A 15,148-nucleotide genomic window follows, 5' to 3' on the forward strand; every position below is an offset into this window, starting at 1 on the left:
GGGTACCTTCCCCCGCGTGATCGTCGTCGGTGGAGAAGCCCTGATCGACCTGGTGCCCGTCGCGGAGCCGCCGGGCGCCCTGCTGCCCCGGCCGGGCGGCGGACCGTACAACACCGCGCTCGCGCTGGGCCGGCTCGGGGCGCGGACCGCCTTCTGCTCCCGGGTCTCGACCGACGGCTTCGGCGCCTCGCTGCTCGCCGGACTGCGGGCGGCCGGCGTGGACCTGTCCCTGGTCCAGCGCGGGCCCGAGCCGACCACCCTGGCCGTGCCCTCGCTGGCCCCGGACGGCTCGGCGGCGTACGGCTTCTACGTCGAGGGCACCGCCGACCGGCTGTTCCGGCTGCCGCCCGCGTTCCCGGAGGGCGTACGGGCCCTCGCGCTCGGCACCTGCTCCCTGGTGCTGGAGCCCGGCGCCGGAGCCTACGAGGCCCTGCTGCGCCGGGAGTCCGCGCGCGGGGTGCTCACCCTGCTCGACCCCAACATCCGGCCGGCGCTGATCGCGGAGCCGGACGCGTACCGCAAGCGCTTCCTGTCCTGGCTCCCGTACGTCTCGGTGCTGAAGCTGTCGGAGGAGGACGCCGCGTGGCTGGGCGGCCGGGTCCGGGACTGGCTGGCGGCGGGCCCCTCGGCGGTGGTGCTCACCCGGGGGGCCGGGGGGCTGACGGTGTGGACCCGGGAAGGGGCGGAGCACTCGGTGCCCGCCCGCCGGGTCGGGGTGGTGGACACCATCGGTGCGGGCGACACCGTGAACGCGGCCCTGCTGCACCGGCTCACGGACCTCCCGGACGGCGCCGGCCGGGCGGACTGGCCCGAGGTGCTGTCGTACGCCGCCGAAGCGGCCGCGCTGACCTGCACCCGGGCGGGCGCGGAGCCCCCGTACGCCTCGGAACTGACCGCATAGCCCGGCGGCCTCGCAGCCGGAGACGGCCCGCCCCACATCAAGCCCCGCGAGCCACAGCGCCGCACCCGGGGACGGGGTCCGCACCACATCAAGCCCCGCGGGCCACAGCGCCGCACCCGGAGACGGCCCGCACCAAATCCAGCCCCGCCGGCGTTTGAGGCGCGGGGGTCCGGGGGCTGGCCCCCGGGAGCGGCGCCGCTCCCTGCGACGGACCGGCACCGCCCCCGGAGTACTACGCCTTGCGGGCCCGGGTGGCCTTCTTCGCCGGGGCGGCCTTCTTCGCCGGAGCCGGAGCCGGAGCCTCGGCCGCGGCCGCCGCCTTCTTGGCCGTGGCCTTCTTGGCAGGAGCCTTCTTCGCCGGAGCCTTCTTGGCCACGGACCCCGCCGGAGGCGACACCGCGTCCAGGATCCGGTCGGCCCCCAGGATGTCCCGCAGGAACTTGCCCGTGTGGCTCGCGCCCACCGAGGCCACCTGCTCCGGGGTGCCCTCCGCGACGACGAGGCCGCCGCCGTAGCCGCCTTCGGGGCCCATGTCGACGACCCAGTCCGCGGTCTTGACCACGTCGAGGTTGTGCTCGATGACGATCACCGAGTTCCCCTTGTCCACCAGCCCCGACAGCACCTTGATCAGCTTCGAGATGTCCTCGAAGTGCAGGCCCGTCGTCGGCTCGTCCAGGACGTACACCGTCCGGCCCGTGGAGCGCTTCTGGAGTTCGGAGGCCAGCTTCACGCGCTGCGCCTCACCGCCCGACAGCGTCGGCGCGGACTGGCCGAGGCGCACGTACCCCAGCCCGACCTCGTTCAGCGTCTTCAGGTGCCGGGAGATCGTCGGGACCGCCTCGAAGAAGCCGGCGGCCTCCTCGATCGGCATGTTCAGGACCTCGGCGATGGACTTGCCCTTGTAGTGGACCTCCAGCGTCTCCCGGTTGTACCGGTCGCCGTGGCAGACCTCGCAGGGGACGTAGACATCCGGCAGGAAGTTCATCTCGATCTTGATGGTGCCGTCGCCGGAGCAGTTCTCGCAGCGGCCGCCCTTGACGTTGAAGGAGAAGCGGCCCGGCAGGTAGCCGCGCACCTTCGCCTCCATGGTCTCCGCGAACAGCTTGCGGACGTGGTCGAAGACGCCCGTGTACGTCGCCGGGTTGGACCGCGGGGTCCGCCCGATCGGCGACTGGTCCACATGCACGACCTTGTCGACGAGCTCGTCGCCGTCCACCCGCGTGTGCCGCCCCGGAACCGACCGCGCGCCATTGAGCTCGCGCGCCAGGTGCGTGTAGAGGATGTCGTTGACCAGCGTGGACTTGCCGGAACCCGAGACGCCCGTCACCGCGGTGAGCACGCCCAGCGGGAAGGACACGTCGATGTCCCGGAGGTTGTTCTCCTTGGCGCCGTGGACCGTCAGCTTGCGCGCCGGGTCCACGGGACGGCGTACGTCGGGAAGCGGGATGGACCGCTTGCCGGACAGGTACTGACCGGTGATCGACTCGGGGTTCTTCAGCAGTTCCTTCAGCGAGCCGCTGTGCACGACCTTGCCGCCGTGCTCGCCGGCGCCCGGACCGATGTCCACGACCCAGTCGGCGACCTTGATGGTGTCCTCGTCGTGCTCGACGACGATGAGCGTGTTGCCCATGTCCCGCAGCCGGACGAGGGTCTCGATCAGGCGGTGGTTGTCCCGCTGGTGCAGGCCGATGGAGGGCTCGTCCAGGACGTAGAGCACGCCCACGAGGCCGGAGCCGATCTGCGTGGCGAGGCGGATGCGCTGGGCCTCGCCGCCCGACAGGGTGCCGGCGGCGCGGTTGAGCGAGAGGTAGTCGAGGCCGACGTCCACGAGGAAGCGCAGCCGCTCGTTGACCTCCTTGAGGACCCGCTCGGCGATCTGCTTGTCGCGGGCGTCCAGCTTCATCCGGCCCAGGAAGTCCGCGCACTCGCTGATCGACATCGCGGCGACCTCGGCGATGGACCGGTCCATCACGGTCACCGCGAGCACGATCGGCTTGAGCCGGGTGCCCTGGCAGGTGGGGCAGGGCACCTCGCGCATGTAGCCCTCGAAGCGCTCGCGGCTGGCGTCGCTCTCGGACTCCGAGTGCCGCCGCTTGACGAAGGGAACCGCGCCCTCGAAGGCCGTGGTGTAGGCCCGCTCGCGCCCGTAACGGTTGCGGTAGCGGACCTCGATCTGCGTCTTGTGGCCGTACAGCAGGGCCTTCTTGGCCCGCAGCGGCAGCCCGGCCCACGGGATGTCGGTGCGGAAGCCCAGCTCCCCGGCGAGCGCGCCGATCAGCCGCTGGAAGTAGTCCTTGGTGTGGCCCAGCGACCAGGGCGAAACCGCGCCCTCGTCCAGGGACTTGTCCTCGTCCGGGACGATCAGCTCCGGATCCACCTCCATGCGCGTACCGATGCCGGTGCATTCGGGGCAGGCGCCGAAGGGCGAGTTGAAGGAGAAGGAGCGCGGCTCCAGCTCCTCGAAGGAGAGGTCGTCGTACGGGCAGTAGAGGTGCTCGGAGTACATCCGCTCGCGCTCGGGGTCGTCCTCGGCGAGGTCGACGAAGTCCAGGATCACCATGCCGCTGGACAGCCCGAGGGCGGTCTCCACGGAGTCGGTCAGCCGGCGCTTGGCGCCCTCCTTGACCGTGAGGCGGTCGATGACCACCTCGATGGTGTGCTTCTCCTGCTTCTTGAGCGTGGGCGGCTCGGAGAGCTGGATCGTCTCCCCGTCCACCCGGGCGCGGCTGTAGCCCTTGGTCTGGAGGTCGGCGAAGAGGTCGACGAACTCGCCCTTGCGCTCGCGCACCAGCGGGGAGAGCACCTGGAAGCGGCTGCCCTCGGGCAGCGCGAGCACCTTGTCGACGATCGCCTGCGGCGACTGCCGCGAGATCGGTCGGCGGCACTCGGGGCAGTGGGGCTTGCCGATGCGGGCGAAGAGCAGGCGGAGGTAGTCGTAGACCTCGGTGATGGTGCCCACGGTGGAGCGCGGGTTGCGCGAGGTGGACTTCTGGTCGATCGAGACGGCCGGTGAGAGGCCCTCGATGAAGTCCACGTCGGGCTTGTCCATCTGCCCGAGGAACTGGCGGGCGTACGACGAGAGCGACTCGACGTAGCGGCGCTGGCCCTCGGCGAAGATCGTGTCGAAGGCGAGGGAGGACTTGCCCGAACCGGAGAGCCCGGTGAAGACGATGAGGGAGTCGCGGGGCAGGTCGAGCGAGACGTTCTTGAGGTTGTGCTCGCGAGCGCCACGAACGATGAGACGGTCGGTCACGCCGGTCCGCACCTTTCTTGAGAGAGCGGGGCACGGGCCCCCGTCCCAGGGTATTGGGGGGCGCCTCTGCGATGGACTTGGAGACTGGACTCCGAGCGTATAGCACGTGCATTCGATTTCCGGCACTCCGCCGACTGCTTCACCCGATCGTGTGGCGCAGGCCCTTCAGCCACTAGGCTCGGCCGCATGACTGATCATGTGCACGACCTGCAATCTGTACGTGAAGCCACCGACCGGCTGCTGACAGCGGCCGCGAAGCTGGACAACGCCGCCCTGGCCGAAGAGTCACATCTCCCCGGCTGGAGCCGTGGCCACATCCTGGCCCACCTCGCCCGCAACGCGGACGCCCTGGTGAACGTCTTCGAGGGCCGCCCCATGTACGAGAGCGGCACCGCCCGCGACGCGGACATCGAGCGCGATTCGGGACGTCCCCTGCTGGAACAGCTCGAAGACGTCCGGAATTCCGCGGCCGCCTGGCAGACCGTCGCCGAGGCCCCGAAGGACTGGACCCGCACGCTGGAGCTGCGCAACGGGGTCACCGACAGCGCCTCCCGCATCCCCTTCCGGCGCCTGGTCGAGGTCGAGCTGCACCACGTCGACCTGAACATCGGCTACGAGCTCGCGGACCTCCCCGACCGGTTCACCGGTCAGGAGATCGAGTTCCTGGCCGAGCGCTGGTCGGGCCACCCGGACGTGCCCGCGACGGCCCTGACCGCCACCGACGGCCGCCAGTGGCGCACCGGCTCCGCCGGCGAGCCCGCGGTCACCGTCACCGGGAGCGCCGCCGCCCTGCTGGCCTGGCTCTCGGGCCGCGCCGACAAGGGCGCCTCCCTCACCACCGAGGGCGGACAGCTGCCCGCCCTCCCGCCGCTCTAGGATCGGTTCATGACGTACAGCGGAGCGGTCAAAGTCGGCGGTCCGGCCGACGTGCACGAACTCTCGGACCTCATGATCTCCAAGGTCGCGGTCGGAGGCATGAACAACAACGCCTACCTGCTGCGGTGCCGGGCCACCGACGAGCAGCTGCTGATCGACGCCGCCGCCGAGCCCCAGACCCTGCTGAGCCTGATCGGCGACGGCGGCATCGCGTCCGTGGTCACCACCCACCGGCACGGCGACCACTGGGGCGCGCTCCAGTCGGTGGTCGAGGCGACCGGCGCGCGGACGTACGCGGGGGCCCACGACGCGGAGGGCATCCCGGTCCCGACCGACGTGCTCGTCGCGGACGGGGACACGATCACGGTCGGACGGGTCACGCTGACCGCCCGCCACCTGGTCGGCCACACCCCCGGCTCGATCGTGCTGGTCTACGACGACCCGCACGGCCACCCGCACGTGTTCACCGGCGACTGCCTCTTCCCGGGCGGCGTCGGCAACACCTGGGGCGACGCGAAGGCCTTCGCCCAGCTCGTGGACGACGTCGAGCACAAGCTCTTCGAGCCGCTGCCGGACGAGACCTGGGTCTACCCGGGCCACGGCGGCGACACCACGCTCGGCGCCGAACGTCCCCACCTGGCCGAATGGCGCGAGCGCGGCTGGTAGCGGACGGCGGCTCCGCGTCAACCTGACGACGGGCTGCACTCCTTCCGGTCGATGATGGCCGAACGCACGTCCTGAGGGTGTGGGGCGGGGTAATTGCTGCACCATGCAACAAGACCCCTCCCCCGCCCCGGCCTCCGAGGCTCCCCCGGCCCCCGGGGCCCCCGTTCCCGCGCGGACCTCTCCGCGGTCCTCTCCGCGGCCCTCGATGCTCCGGCTCGCCTCGGCCTCCCTGGCCGGCACCGCCATCGAGTTCTACGACTTCTTCGTCTACGGCACCGCCGCCGCCCTGGTGCTCGGGCCGCTCTTCTTCCCCTCCTTCTCGCCGCTCGCCGCGACCCTCGCCGCCTTCGGCACCTTCGGCGTCGGCTTCCTCGCCCGTCCCCTCGGCTCCGCCGTCTTCGGCCACATCGGAGACCGCCACGGCCGCCGCCCCGTCCTGCTCGGCTCCCTGCTGCTGACCGGCCTGGCCACGGTGGCGGTGGGCTGCGTGCCCTCGTACGCCTCCATCGGGATGGCCGCGCCGGTGCTGCTGGTCCTGCTCCGGTTCCTGCAGGGCTTCGGGCTCGGCGGCGAATGGGGCGGCGCGGTACTGCTGACCGCCGAGCACGCCCCCGAGCGGCGGCGCGGGCTGTGGTCGAGCTTCCCTCAGATGGGCCCGGCGGTGGGGTTCCTGCTGGCCAACGGGCTGATGCTGACCCTGACGAGCACCCTCACCGACGGGCAGTTCGCCTCCTGGGGCTGGCGGGTGCCGTTCTGGGCCGCCGGGCTGCTGGCCCTGGCCGGGCTGTGGCTGCGCCGCTCGGTGGAGGAGACCCCGCAGTTCCGCGCGCTCTCCGAGACCGGCCGCCGGGCGGACGCACCCCTGGCCGAGGTCGTACGGGGCCACTGGCGGCTGCTCCTGCTGACCGGCGGGGCGCTCGCCGTGGGGTACGCCGTCTTCTACGCGGCCACCACCTGGTCCCTCGCGTACGCCACCGAGCACCTGGGCGTGCACCGCTCGGTGATGCTCGCCTGCGTCATGGTGGCCATCGCGCTCAAGGGCCTGGCGACCCCGGTGGTGGCGGTGCTAGGCGACCGCTACGGCCGGCGGCCGCTCTGCCTGGCGGGCTGCACGGCCTGCGCGCTGTGGATGTTCCCCTTCGTGGCCCTGCTGCGCACGGCGGACCCGCTGCTGATGACGCTGGGGCTGCTCGGCGCCCTGCTCGCGATGGTCACGATGTTCGCGGTGGTGGGCGCGTACCTGCCCGAGCTGTACGCCCCGCGGATCCGCTGCACCGGCGCGGCCGTCGGCTACAACCTCGGCGGGGTGCTGGGCGGCGCGCTGACCCCGATCGTGGCGACGGCCCTGGCGGACGGCCCGGGCCCGCCGTGGGCCGTCGCGGTGTACCTGACGGCGATCGCCCTGGTCTCGCTGGCCTGCTTCGCCCTGCTGCCGGAGACGAACCCGGTGGTGGTGCGCCAGCGGTCGGGCCCGGGCTCCGGCAAGGGCACGGACCAGGGCGCGGAGGCGGGGGCGGCCGGAGCGGCCGCCCCCGCGTAGCCCCGTAGGGCCGCGTCCGGCGCGTACTAGGCCTCGATGTTCTCCGGGCTGGCGGCGGCTTCGGCCGCCGCCTGCTTCTTCGAGGCCATCAGGCTGGTGATCGTGGTGATCACCAGCACGCCGCAGATGACGCCCAGGGAGACCGGGATGGAGATCTGCGGGACGTGCAGGCCCGACTCGTGCAGGGCGTGCAGCACGAGCTTGATGCCGATGAAGCCCAGGATGACGGAGAGGCCGTAGCTGAGGTGGACCAGCTTCTTGAGCAGGCCGCCGATGAGGAAGTACAGCTGGCGCAGGCCCATCAGGGCGAAGGCGTTGGCGGTGAAGACGATGTACGGGTCCTGGGTGAGGCCGAAGATCGCGGGGATCGAGTCCAGGGCGAACAGCACGTCGGTGGTGCCGATGGCGAGCATGACCACCATCAGCGGGGTCAGGATCCGCTTGCCGTTCTTCTCGATGAAGAGCTTGGTGCCGTGGTAGCGGTCGGCGACACCGAACTTCTTCTCGATGGACTTGAGGAGACGGTTCTCCTCGAACTCCTCTTCCTCCTCGTCCTTGCGGGCTTCCTGGATCAGCTTCCACGCGGTGTAGATGAGGAACGCGCCGAAGATGTAGAAGACCCACGAGAAGTTGGCGATGATCGCGGCGCCCGCCGCGATGAAGATCGCCCGCAGGACGAGGGCGATCAGTACGCCCACGAGCAGCACGCGCTGCTGGAGGTGGGTGGGGACCGAGAATTTCGCCATGATCAGGACGAAGACGAAGAGGTTGTCCACGCTCAGGGACTTCTCGGTGATGAAACCGGCGAAGAATTCCTGTGAGGCCTGACCGTGGCCGAAGAACAGCAGGCCCAGGCCGAAGAGCGCGGCGAGGACGACCCAGACGACCGTCCAGATGCCCGCTTCCTTCATGGAAACGTCATGGGGTTTGCGGCCGATGAAGAAATCGGCTCCGATGAGGATGCCCAGACCGAGAATGGTCAGCACCCAAAGGGTCAAGGAAACGTCCACTATTTACATGCCTCCGGCAGATGGCTCAGCACTTTGTCAGCGTCATCGCTGCCGGAGGTCTCTTCCACCCGGACGGCCTGGAGGCCACGGGCCGGCGCCCCGGGACCGATTGCAGTCCGTATTGACGGGCACGCCGTAGCAGGAAAGCAGGAATACTCCCCTCCGCACTCATCAGCGTACCCGTAATGGCCGCTTAAGGTAAAGGGGAGACCAAGAGCTGCTCAACGGCCGGTCATCCGGGGCGGGGCGGCGGACCGCCCCGCGGTCACCGCCCGGAGCCGCGCCGGGCCGCCGCCACCCGCTCCAGCACCTGGTCGAGGACCCTGCTGCCCTGCGGCGGCAGGTCCGCCTCGAAGGTCCAGGCGTGGTGGACCCACGGATCGGCGAGATGGTCGTCCGGCACGGGCGACAGCCGCATCAGCGAGCGCCACAGCGGATCCAGCAGCGGCCCGTAGGCCGAGGCCTCGTCACGGTCCGCGACCATCAGCAGGTGCACGCCGACCGCCGGACCCTCATCGGCGAGATAGCGCAAACGGGTGACGGCACGGTCGTCGAACCCGTGCGGGAAGTCGTGCACGATCAGCAGCTGATCGGCCGTGTCCACATCGGTCGGCAGGTCCTCCGGAGCCCCGGCCCGCACCGCCATCTGCACGAGGTCCACGCGCCGGGTCAGCCGCTCCAGGGTCTCGGTGACCCCCGCGGCCCCGGCGGCGGGCGGCCCGGCCAGCACTCCGGCGCGCACCAGCGGAGCCAGCGAGGCGGCTCCGGCGCCGGCCGCGTCGATCACGTGGACCGCGAACCGGTCGGCGGGGTGGGCGCCCAGCAGCCGTGCGGCGTGCGCGACGGCCATGTCCATGGCGGCCCGGCGCAGCCGGTCGGTGTCCATGGCCATCGCGGCCTCGGAACCGGTGCGGCCATTGTCGATCCACAGGCCCCGCTCCAGCGGGACCCGCACCAGCATGGGGATCCGCAGCCCGGGCCCCTCCGGCAGGCTGAGGTCGCCGAGGCGCAGGGCCAGCGGGCTCTCCGCGGGGACGGCGTGCGCGTGCCAGACGGGGCTGTCCCAGCGGGCGTACGCGGTCGGCAGCGCGGGCTCGACCACCTCGGACTCGGCGGTGAGCTGGGCGAGGTCCCGGTCGAGCACGGCCTGCGCCCGCGCGACGAGCTCGTCGCGCCGGGCCCGGGCGGTGTCGCGGGCGGCGTTGCCGGAGCCGCCCAGGCGGTGGCGCGGGTCGGCCAGGGCCTCGTCGAGCTCGCGGTCCATGCGGGAGTCGGCGAACTCGACGGCCCCGCGGTAGGCGGCGACGGAGCGGGCCAGGTCCTCGAACATGCCCCAGACCTGGTTGTAGAGCCGTTCCTCCATGGACCAGCCGCTCGCGTCCCCGGCGACGGGCCGGGGCGCCTCGCCCGGCTGCGCGGACGCCGCGGGGCGCGGGGCGGGCTCCGGAGGCTCGGTGCTGGTGCGGCGGCGGGGGTGGGAGTAGCTGATGGTGGACGGGGAATCCGCGGCGTCCCTGCCGGGGCCGGGCGCGGGGCCGGATCCCGGGCCCGGGCCGGCTCCGGGCGCAGCGCCGTAGGGCGAACCGGAGACCGGGTCCGGCGGCGCGGGGGTCGCGGGTGCGGGCACGTCCTGCGGGCCCGGGGACCGTAGGCCCTGGGGCAGGGTGGGCGCCGACCCGGCCGGCATGGCCGCCAGGGTGATGTCCCCCGAAGGCGCGAGCCCCAGCGCGGCGGCGGCCAGCTCCGTGGCGGCCGGGCCGGCCAGGCCGCCGTCGGCCAGCAGCGCGCCCAGTCCGGCGGCGTACCCCTGGCCCACGGCGCGCACCTTCCAGGCACCCTGGCGCCGGTACAGCTCCAGGGCCAGGACGGCGGTCTCGGTGTCCAGGTCGGTCACCGTGTATCCGGCGAGCTCGGCGCCCTCCGGTTCGGCCACGGACACATAGGAGGCCGGGACCGCGCCGAAGCGTGCCGGGCCGCCGGGCGGCAGGACGAGGACCACCCCGACCCGGTGCACGGCCGCTCCGACGGTGTCGAGGTCGACCTCGATCCGGTGCTGACCGGAGACGCCCCCGGGTACTTCGAGGCCCGGCAGGCTCCGGGCTCCGGGATGGGCCACCGCCCCGGGGCCGGAGAGCCGGCCCGACTCGTCGGCGAAGTGGGCCAGGGCGAGCACGGGTGTGCCCGCCGAGACCCTGATCTCCACCCGGCTCCGGGACAGGGGGTGGTTCTGCCCCCGGACCAGTTCGGCCGTCATCGTGCAGCCCCTCCCCCGTACCCGTTCTTCTTCTGTGCTGTGCTTGTTTACAGGTGCGGCAGGATCGACGGCATCAGGTCCTGGAAGGTCCGGCCGTTGGCCGGGTTGCCGAGGGCCGTCATCTGCCAGCCGGCGCCGACGCGCGACACCTTCGCCATGATCTGCGCGGTGTACTGCCCGCCGCCGTCCAGGGTGTAGCGGGCCAGCTCCTGGCCGTTGGTCTCGTCCACGATGCGGCAGAACGCGTTCTGCACTTCCTGGAACGTCTGGCCGGTGAAGGAGTTCACCGTGAAGACGATCTGGTCGATGTGCACCGGCACGCGCTGGAGGTCGACGAGGATCGACTCGTCGTCCCCACCCTGGCCGGCGCCGCCGACGAGGTTGTCACCGGTGTGCCGCACGGAGCCGTCGTCGCTCTGCAGGTGCCGGAAGAAGACGACGTCCACGGGCTGCTTGTCGGCGAACAGCACCGCCGACGCGTCGAGGTCGATCTCCCGGGTCCGCGAGCCGAACAGCCCGCGGCGCTTGGCGGCCTGCCAGCCGAGACCCATCCGGACCGCGGTCAGGGTGCCTCCGTCCGCCTTCTGCAGACTGATGGCCTGACCCTTGGTCATGTTGACCGTCACGCGTGTCCCCTCTCACTGGCCCGCCCCCGATGTGGGTGCGCAGCACGTACCTGCGACTGGATCCCAACCCTACTGACCGCCCCCGGGTCAGGCGAGGCCCGCTTCCTTCATCTGTCGGAGCTCCTTCTTCAGTTCGCTCACCTCGTCCCGGATCCGGGCGGCGACCTCGAACTGCAGCTCCGCGGCGGCGCCGCGCATCCGCTCGGTCATCTGCTCGATGAGTGCGGCCAGTTCGGCGGCGGGACGGTCGGTGAGCACCTCGGCGGCCTTGGCCCCCTTCGCCCCCTTGCCCGCCTTGGCCCCACCGGCCTTGCCGCCCAGCGCGGGCACCGGCGCCTTCAGCGCCTTGCCGTCCTTCGCCTGCCGGTAGCCGGTGCCGAGGAGCTCCTCGGTGTCCAGCTCCTCCCGGGCGATGGTGGCCACGATGTCGTTGATCTTCTTGCGCAGCGGCTGCGGGTCGATCCCGTGCTCGGTGTTGTAGGCGACCTGCTTCTCCCGGCGCCGGTTGGTCTCGTCGATCGCCTGGGCCATCGCCGGGGTGATGCTGTCGGCGTACATGTGGACCTGGCCGGACACGTTGCGCGCCGCGCGGCCGATGGTCTGGATCAGTGAGGTGCCGGAGCGCAGGAAGCCCTGCTTGTCGGCGTCGAGGATCGCCACCAGCGACACCTCGGGCAGGTCGAGGCCCTCGCGCAGCAGGTTGATGCCGACCAGGACGTCGTACTCGCCGGCCCGCAGCTCGCGCAGCAGCTCGATGCGGCGCAGGGTGTCCACGTCGCTGTGCAGGTAGCGGACCTGGATGCCGAGCTCCAGGAAGTAGTCGGTGAGGTCCTCGGCCATCTTCTTGGTGAGGGTGGTGACCAGGACCCGCTCGTCCTTCTCCACCCGCTGGCGGATCTCGTGCACGAGGTCGTCGATCTGGCCCTCGGTGGGCTTGACCACCACCTCCGGGTCGATGAGGCCGGTCGGGCGGATGATCTGCTCGACGAAGCCGTCGCCGCGCGCGAGCTCGTACTTGCCCGGGGTCGCCGACAGGTAGACGGTCTGGCCGATCCGCTCCTGGAACTCCTCCCACTTCAGCGGCCGGTTGTCGAGGGCCGACGGGAGGCGGAACCCGTGGTCCACCAGGGTCCGCTTGCGGGAGGCGTCGCCCTCGTACATCGCGCCGATCTGCGGGACCGTCACGTGCGACTCGTCGATGACGAGGAGGAAGTCCTCGGGGAAGTAGTCGATGAGGGTGTTGGGCGCGGAGCCGCGCTCTCGGTCGTCCATGTGCAGCGAGTAGTTCTCGATGCCGGAGCAGGACCCGATCTGGCGCATCATCTCCAGGTCGTACGTGGTGCGCATGCGCAGCCGCTGCGCCTCCAGCATCTTGCCCTGCTTCTCCAGCTCGGCGAGGCGCTCGGCCAGCTCGGCCTCGATGCCGGTGATCGCCTTCTCCATGCGCTCGGGGCCGGCGACGTAGTGGGTGGCGGGGAAGACGTACAGCTCGCGGTCCTCGCTGATCACCTCGCCGGTCAGCGGGTGCAGGGTGGACAGGGCCTCGATCTCGTCGCCGAACATCTCGATGCGGACGGCCAGTTCCTCGTAGACCGGGAAGATCTCGATGGTGTCCCCGCGCACCCGGAAGGTGCCACGGGTGAAGGCCACGTCGTTGCGCGTGTACTGGATCTCGACGAAGCGGCGCAGCAGCTGGTCGCGGTCCATCTCCTCGCCGACCTTGAGGGGGACCATCCGGTCCACGTACTCCTGCGGGGTGCCGAGGCCGTAGATGCAGGACACGGAGGCGACGACGATGACGTCGCGCCGGGTGAGGAGGGAGTTCGTCGCGGAGTGGCGCAGCCGCTCCACCTCCTCGTTGATCGAGGAGTCCTTCTCGATGTAGGTGTCCGACTGCGGTACGTACGCCTCGGGCTGGTAGTAGTCGTAGTACGAGACGAAGTACTCGACGGCGTTGTTCGGCAGGAGCTCGCGGAACTCGTTCGCCAGCTGGGCGGCGAGCGTCTTGTTCGGTGCCATCACCAGCGTGGGCCGCTGGAGCTTCTCGATCATCCAGGCGGTGGTCGCCGACTTGCCGGTTCCGGTCGCGCCGAGCAGCACGACATCCTTCTCACCTGCACGGATGCGCTTCTCCAGCTCGGCGATGGCCGCCGGCTGGTCGCCACTGGGCGTGTAGGAGCTGACGACCTCGAAAGGCGCCACCGTGCGTTCGATCTTCGATACGGGCCGCATGGGTCAACCGTACGACCCCCCACTGACAGTCGAGGCTCCGGTGGGCCGGCGGGGCCGTACGGGTCGCGCCCGTTTGTCGTAGTTCGGTGGCGGCCCGGTGATCACCAACCCCATGATCGCCGTACACAGCTCTCCCTGAAAGTGCGTCGGAAACGCATCGAAGAAGTGGATCGCCGCAACGAATGCCGCTCCCAGCCCGTTTGAGGGCAGGAGCAGGGCTCACGACCCGAGGAGAACGCGCATGTACGTCCGACCCGCCGCCGCGGCCACCGCCGCCTTCCTTGGACTCACCCTGACCGTGTTCGGCGCCTCGGCCGCCACGGCGGCCCCCGGTCCGGACTGGCTCTCCAACCCGATCGTGTACGCCCACCGGGGGGCTTCGGCGTACGCCCCGGAGAACACCCTCGAATCGATCGACCGTGCGATGACGATGGGCTTCGACTGGGTGGAGAACGACGTCCAGCGGACCAAGGACGGCGAGCTGGTCGTGATCCACGACGACACCCTGCTCCGCACGACCAACGTCAAGCAGGTGTTCCCCGACCGCAAGTCCTGGCGCATCAAGGACTTCACGGCGGCGGAGATCCGCAGCCTGGACGCGGGCAGCTGGTTCGGACCGCAGTTCGCGGGCGCCCGCGTGCCGACCCTGCGGGAGTACATGAACCGGGTGCAGCGCAACCGGCAGCGGCTGCTCCTGGAGATCAAGAAGCCGGAGCTCTACCCCGGGATCGAGGAGCAGACCCTGCGCGTACTGGAGGAGACCGGCTGGCTCGACGAGAGCCACGTGAGCCGCCGGCTGGTGATCCAGAGCTTCAGCTCCGCGTCCATCCGCACCGTCCACCGGCTGCGCCCCGACATCGTGACGGCCTACCTCGGCACCCCGGCCGTGTCCGAACTGCCCAAGTACGCCGAGTTCACCGACCGGATCAACCCCTGGTACAAGACCATCGACGGCGACTACGTGGACGCGGTGCACGGGCTGGCCGGCGCCCACGGAAAGGCGATGGAGGTGGACGCCTGGATCGTGGACGACGCGGAGACCGCCCGCCAGGTCCAGGACATGGGCGTGGACGGAATCATCACCGACAAGCCCGACGTCGTGCGGGACGCGGTCGGCGGGTACTGAGCCGACGGTGTCGGCGCTCTCGGCGCTCTCCGCGCTGTCAGCGCTGTCAGCGCTGTCAGCGGGGGGCCGTACCGTGAAGGGGTGGACAGCACCGAGCGGCCCCGCGGGCCGCGCCTCGAATGGACCGTCGTCCCCAGCGACATCGGCCCCCTGCTCCTGGCCGCGACCCCGGAGGGTCTGGTCCGGGTGGAGTTCCACGCCGGGCCGGACCGGGCGGACAGGATGGCCGACGCGCTGATCTCCCGGCTCGGCGCCGACGCCTGGCATCCCGCACCGGGCGAGGAGGTCCTGCTGGCCGAACCGATACGCCAGCTGACCGCGTACTTCGCCGGGACGCTGCGCCGCTTCGAGCTGCCCCTCGACTGGCGGCTCAGCTCCGGCTTCAACCGGCAGGTCCTGCTGGAACTGGACCGCTCCGTGCCCTACGGGTCGGTCGTCAGCTACGGCGAGCTGGCCGCCCGCGCCGGCCAGCCGGGCGCCGCCCAGGCCGTCGGCAACGCCATGGGCTCCAACCCGCTGCCGCTGGTGGTGGCCTGCCACCGGGTCGTGGAGAACGACGGGGGCATCGGCGGCTTCGGCGGCGGAGTGGAGACCAAGCGCACCCTGCTCGCCCTGGAGGGTGTCCTCCCGCAACCGCTGTTCTGACCCGCCCACCCCCCTGACC

At 71.2% G+C, this 15,148-nt stretch carries 11 protein-coding genes; 6 read left to right on the forward strand and 5 right to left on the reverse strand.

Features of this window, described 5'->3' with window-relative positions:
• The first annotated feature begins 16 nt into the window (after nucleotides 1–16).
• A complete protein-coding gene (locus OHU74_RS08505; RefSeq protein WP_371615313.1) occupies nucleotides 17–901 on the forward strand; it encodes a carbohydrate kinase in 885 nt (294 codons plus the stop codon).
• Nucleotides 902–1,133: 232 nt separating this feature from the next.
• Here OHU74_RS08505 and uvrA read toward each other — a convergent pair whose 3' ends face one another.
• On the reverse strand, nucleotides 1,134–4,154 hold the full coding sequence (gene uvrA, locus OHU74_RS08510) for an excinuclease ABC subunit UvrA (protein ID WP_371615314.1): 3,021 nt from the start codon (nucleotides 4,152–4,154) through the stop codon (nucleotides 1,134–1,136).
• A gap of 186 nt (nucleotides 4,155–4,340) precedes the next feature.
• Between uvrA and OHU74_RS08515 the strand changes: the two genes are divergently transcribed.
• The 3 genes from OHU74_RS08515 to OHU74_RS08525 all read left to right on the forward strand — a co-directional run bounded on the left by OHU74_RS08515 (nucleotide 4,341) and on the right by OHU74_RS08525 (nucleotide 7,236).
• Nucleotides 4,341–5,030 (forward strand): maleylpyruvate isomerase family mycothiol-dependent enzyme, encoded by a 690-nt coding sequence (locus tag OHU74_RS08515; protein ID WP_371615315.1) that lies wholly within the window; start codon nucleotides 4,341–4,343, stop codon nucleotides 5,028–5,030.
• A gap of 9 nt (nucleotides 5,031–5,039) precedes the next feature.
• Nucleotides 5,040–5,696 (forward strand): MBL fold metallo-hydrolase, encoded by a 657-nt coding sequence (locus tag OHU74_RS08520; protein ID WP_371615316.1) that lies wholly within the window; start codon nucleotides 5,040–5,042, stop codon nucleotides 5,694–5,696.
• A gap of 205 nt (nucleotides 5,697–5,901) precedes the next feature.
• Nucleotides 5,902–7,236 carry an MFS transporter gene (locus tag OHU74_RS08525; RefSeq protein ID WP_371615317.1) on the forward strand — a complete coding sequence of 445 codons (1,335 nt, stop codon included), beginning with the start codon at nucleotides 5,902–5,904 and terminating at the stop codon, nucleotides 7,234–7,236.
• A gap of 26 nt (nucleotides 7,237–7,262) precedes the next feature.
• On the opposite strand, the gene OHU74_RS08530 is transcribed toward OHU74_RS08525, so the two are convergent.
• The 4 genes from OHU74_RS08530 to uvrB form a co-directional block, all read right to left on the reverse strand.
• On the reverse strand, nucleotides 7,263–8,246 hold the full coding sequence (locus OHU74_RS08530) for a TerC/Alx family metal homeostasis membrane protein (RefSeq protein ID WP_371615318.1): 984 nt from the start codon (nucleotides 8,244–8,246) through the stop codon (nucleotides 7,263–7,265).
• A gap of 265 nt (nucleotides 8,247–8,511) precedes the next feature.
• Nucleotides 8,512–10,500, reverse strand: coding sequence for a TerD family protein (locus tag OHU74_RS08535; protein WP_371615319.1), 1,989 nt, complete (start codon nucleotides 10,498–10,500; stop codon nucleotides 8,512–8,514).
• Between the two features lie 47 nt (nucleotides 10,501–10,547).
• Nucleotides 10,548–11,126 (reverse strand): TerD family protein, encoded by a 579-nt coding sequence (locus OHU74_RS08540; RefSeq protein ID WP_330295807.1) that lies wholly within the window; start codon nucleotides 11,124–11,126, stop codon nucleotides 10,548–10,550.
• 87 nt (nucleotides 11,127–11,213) lie between these two features.
• Nucleotides 11,214–13,358 (reverse strand): excinuclease ABC subunit UvrB, encoded by a 2,145-nt coding sequence (gene uvrB, locus OHU74_RS08545; RefSeq protein WP_330295808.1) that lies wholly within the window; start codon nucleotides 13,356–13,358, stop codon nucleotides 11,214–11,216.
• Nucleotides 13,359–13,599: 241 nt separating this feature from the next.
• Between uvrB and OHU74_RS08550 the strand changes: the two genes are divergently transcribed.
• A complete protein-coding gene (locus tag OHU74_RS08550) occupies nucleotides 13,600–14,484 on the forward strand; it encodes a glycerophosphodiester phosphodiesterase (RefSeq protein ID WP_371615320.1) in 885 nt (294 codons plus the stop codon).
• A gap of 81 nt (nucleotides 14,485–14,565) precedes the next feature.
• The gene (locus tag OHU74_RS08555; protein WP_371615321.1) at nucleotides 14,566–15,129 is read left to right on the forward strand and encodes a methylated-DNA--[protein]-cysteine S-methyltransferase; all 564 of its coding nucleotides are present in this window, start codon (nucleotides 14,566–14,568) and stop codon (nucleotides 15,127–15,129) included.
• Nucleotides 15,130–15,148: the final 19 nt, after the last annotated feature.

The sequence above is a fragment of the Streptomyces sp. NBC_00454 genome (genome assembly GCF_041434015.1).
Classification (GTDB): Bacteria; Actinomycetota; Actinomycetes; order Streptomycetales; family Streptomycetaceae; genus Streptomyces.

Excerpts from the sequence above, each read along its gene's own strand:
- uvrB (WP_330295808.1), bottom strand. The coding sequence starts at position 13,358 with ATGCGGCCCGTATCGAAGATCGAACGCACGGTGGCGCCTTTCGAGGTC.
- OHU74_RS08515 (WP_371615315.1), top strand. The coding sequence starts at position 4,341 with ATGACTGATCATGTGCACGACCTGCAATCTGTACGTGAAGCCACCGAC.
- OHU74_RS08520 (WP_371615316.1), top strand. The coding sequence starts at position 5,040 with ATGACGTACAGCGGAGCGGTCAAAGTCGGCGGTCCGGCCGACGTGCAC.
- OHU74_RS08525 (WP_371615317.1), top strand. The coding sequence starts at position 5,902 with ATGCTCCGGCTCGCCTCGGCCTCCCTGGCCGGCACCGCCATCGAGTTC.
- OHU74_RS08535 (WP_371615319.1), bottom strand. The coding sequence starts at position 10,500 with ATGACGGCCGAACTGGTCCGGGGGCAGAACCACCCCCTGTCCCGGAGC.
- OHU74_RS08550 (WP_371615320.1), top strand. The coding sequence starts at position 13,600 with ATGTACGTCCGACCCGCCGCCGCGGCCACCGCCGCCTTCCTTGGACTC.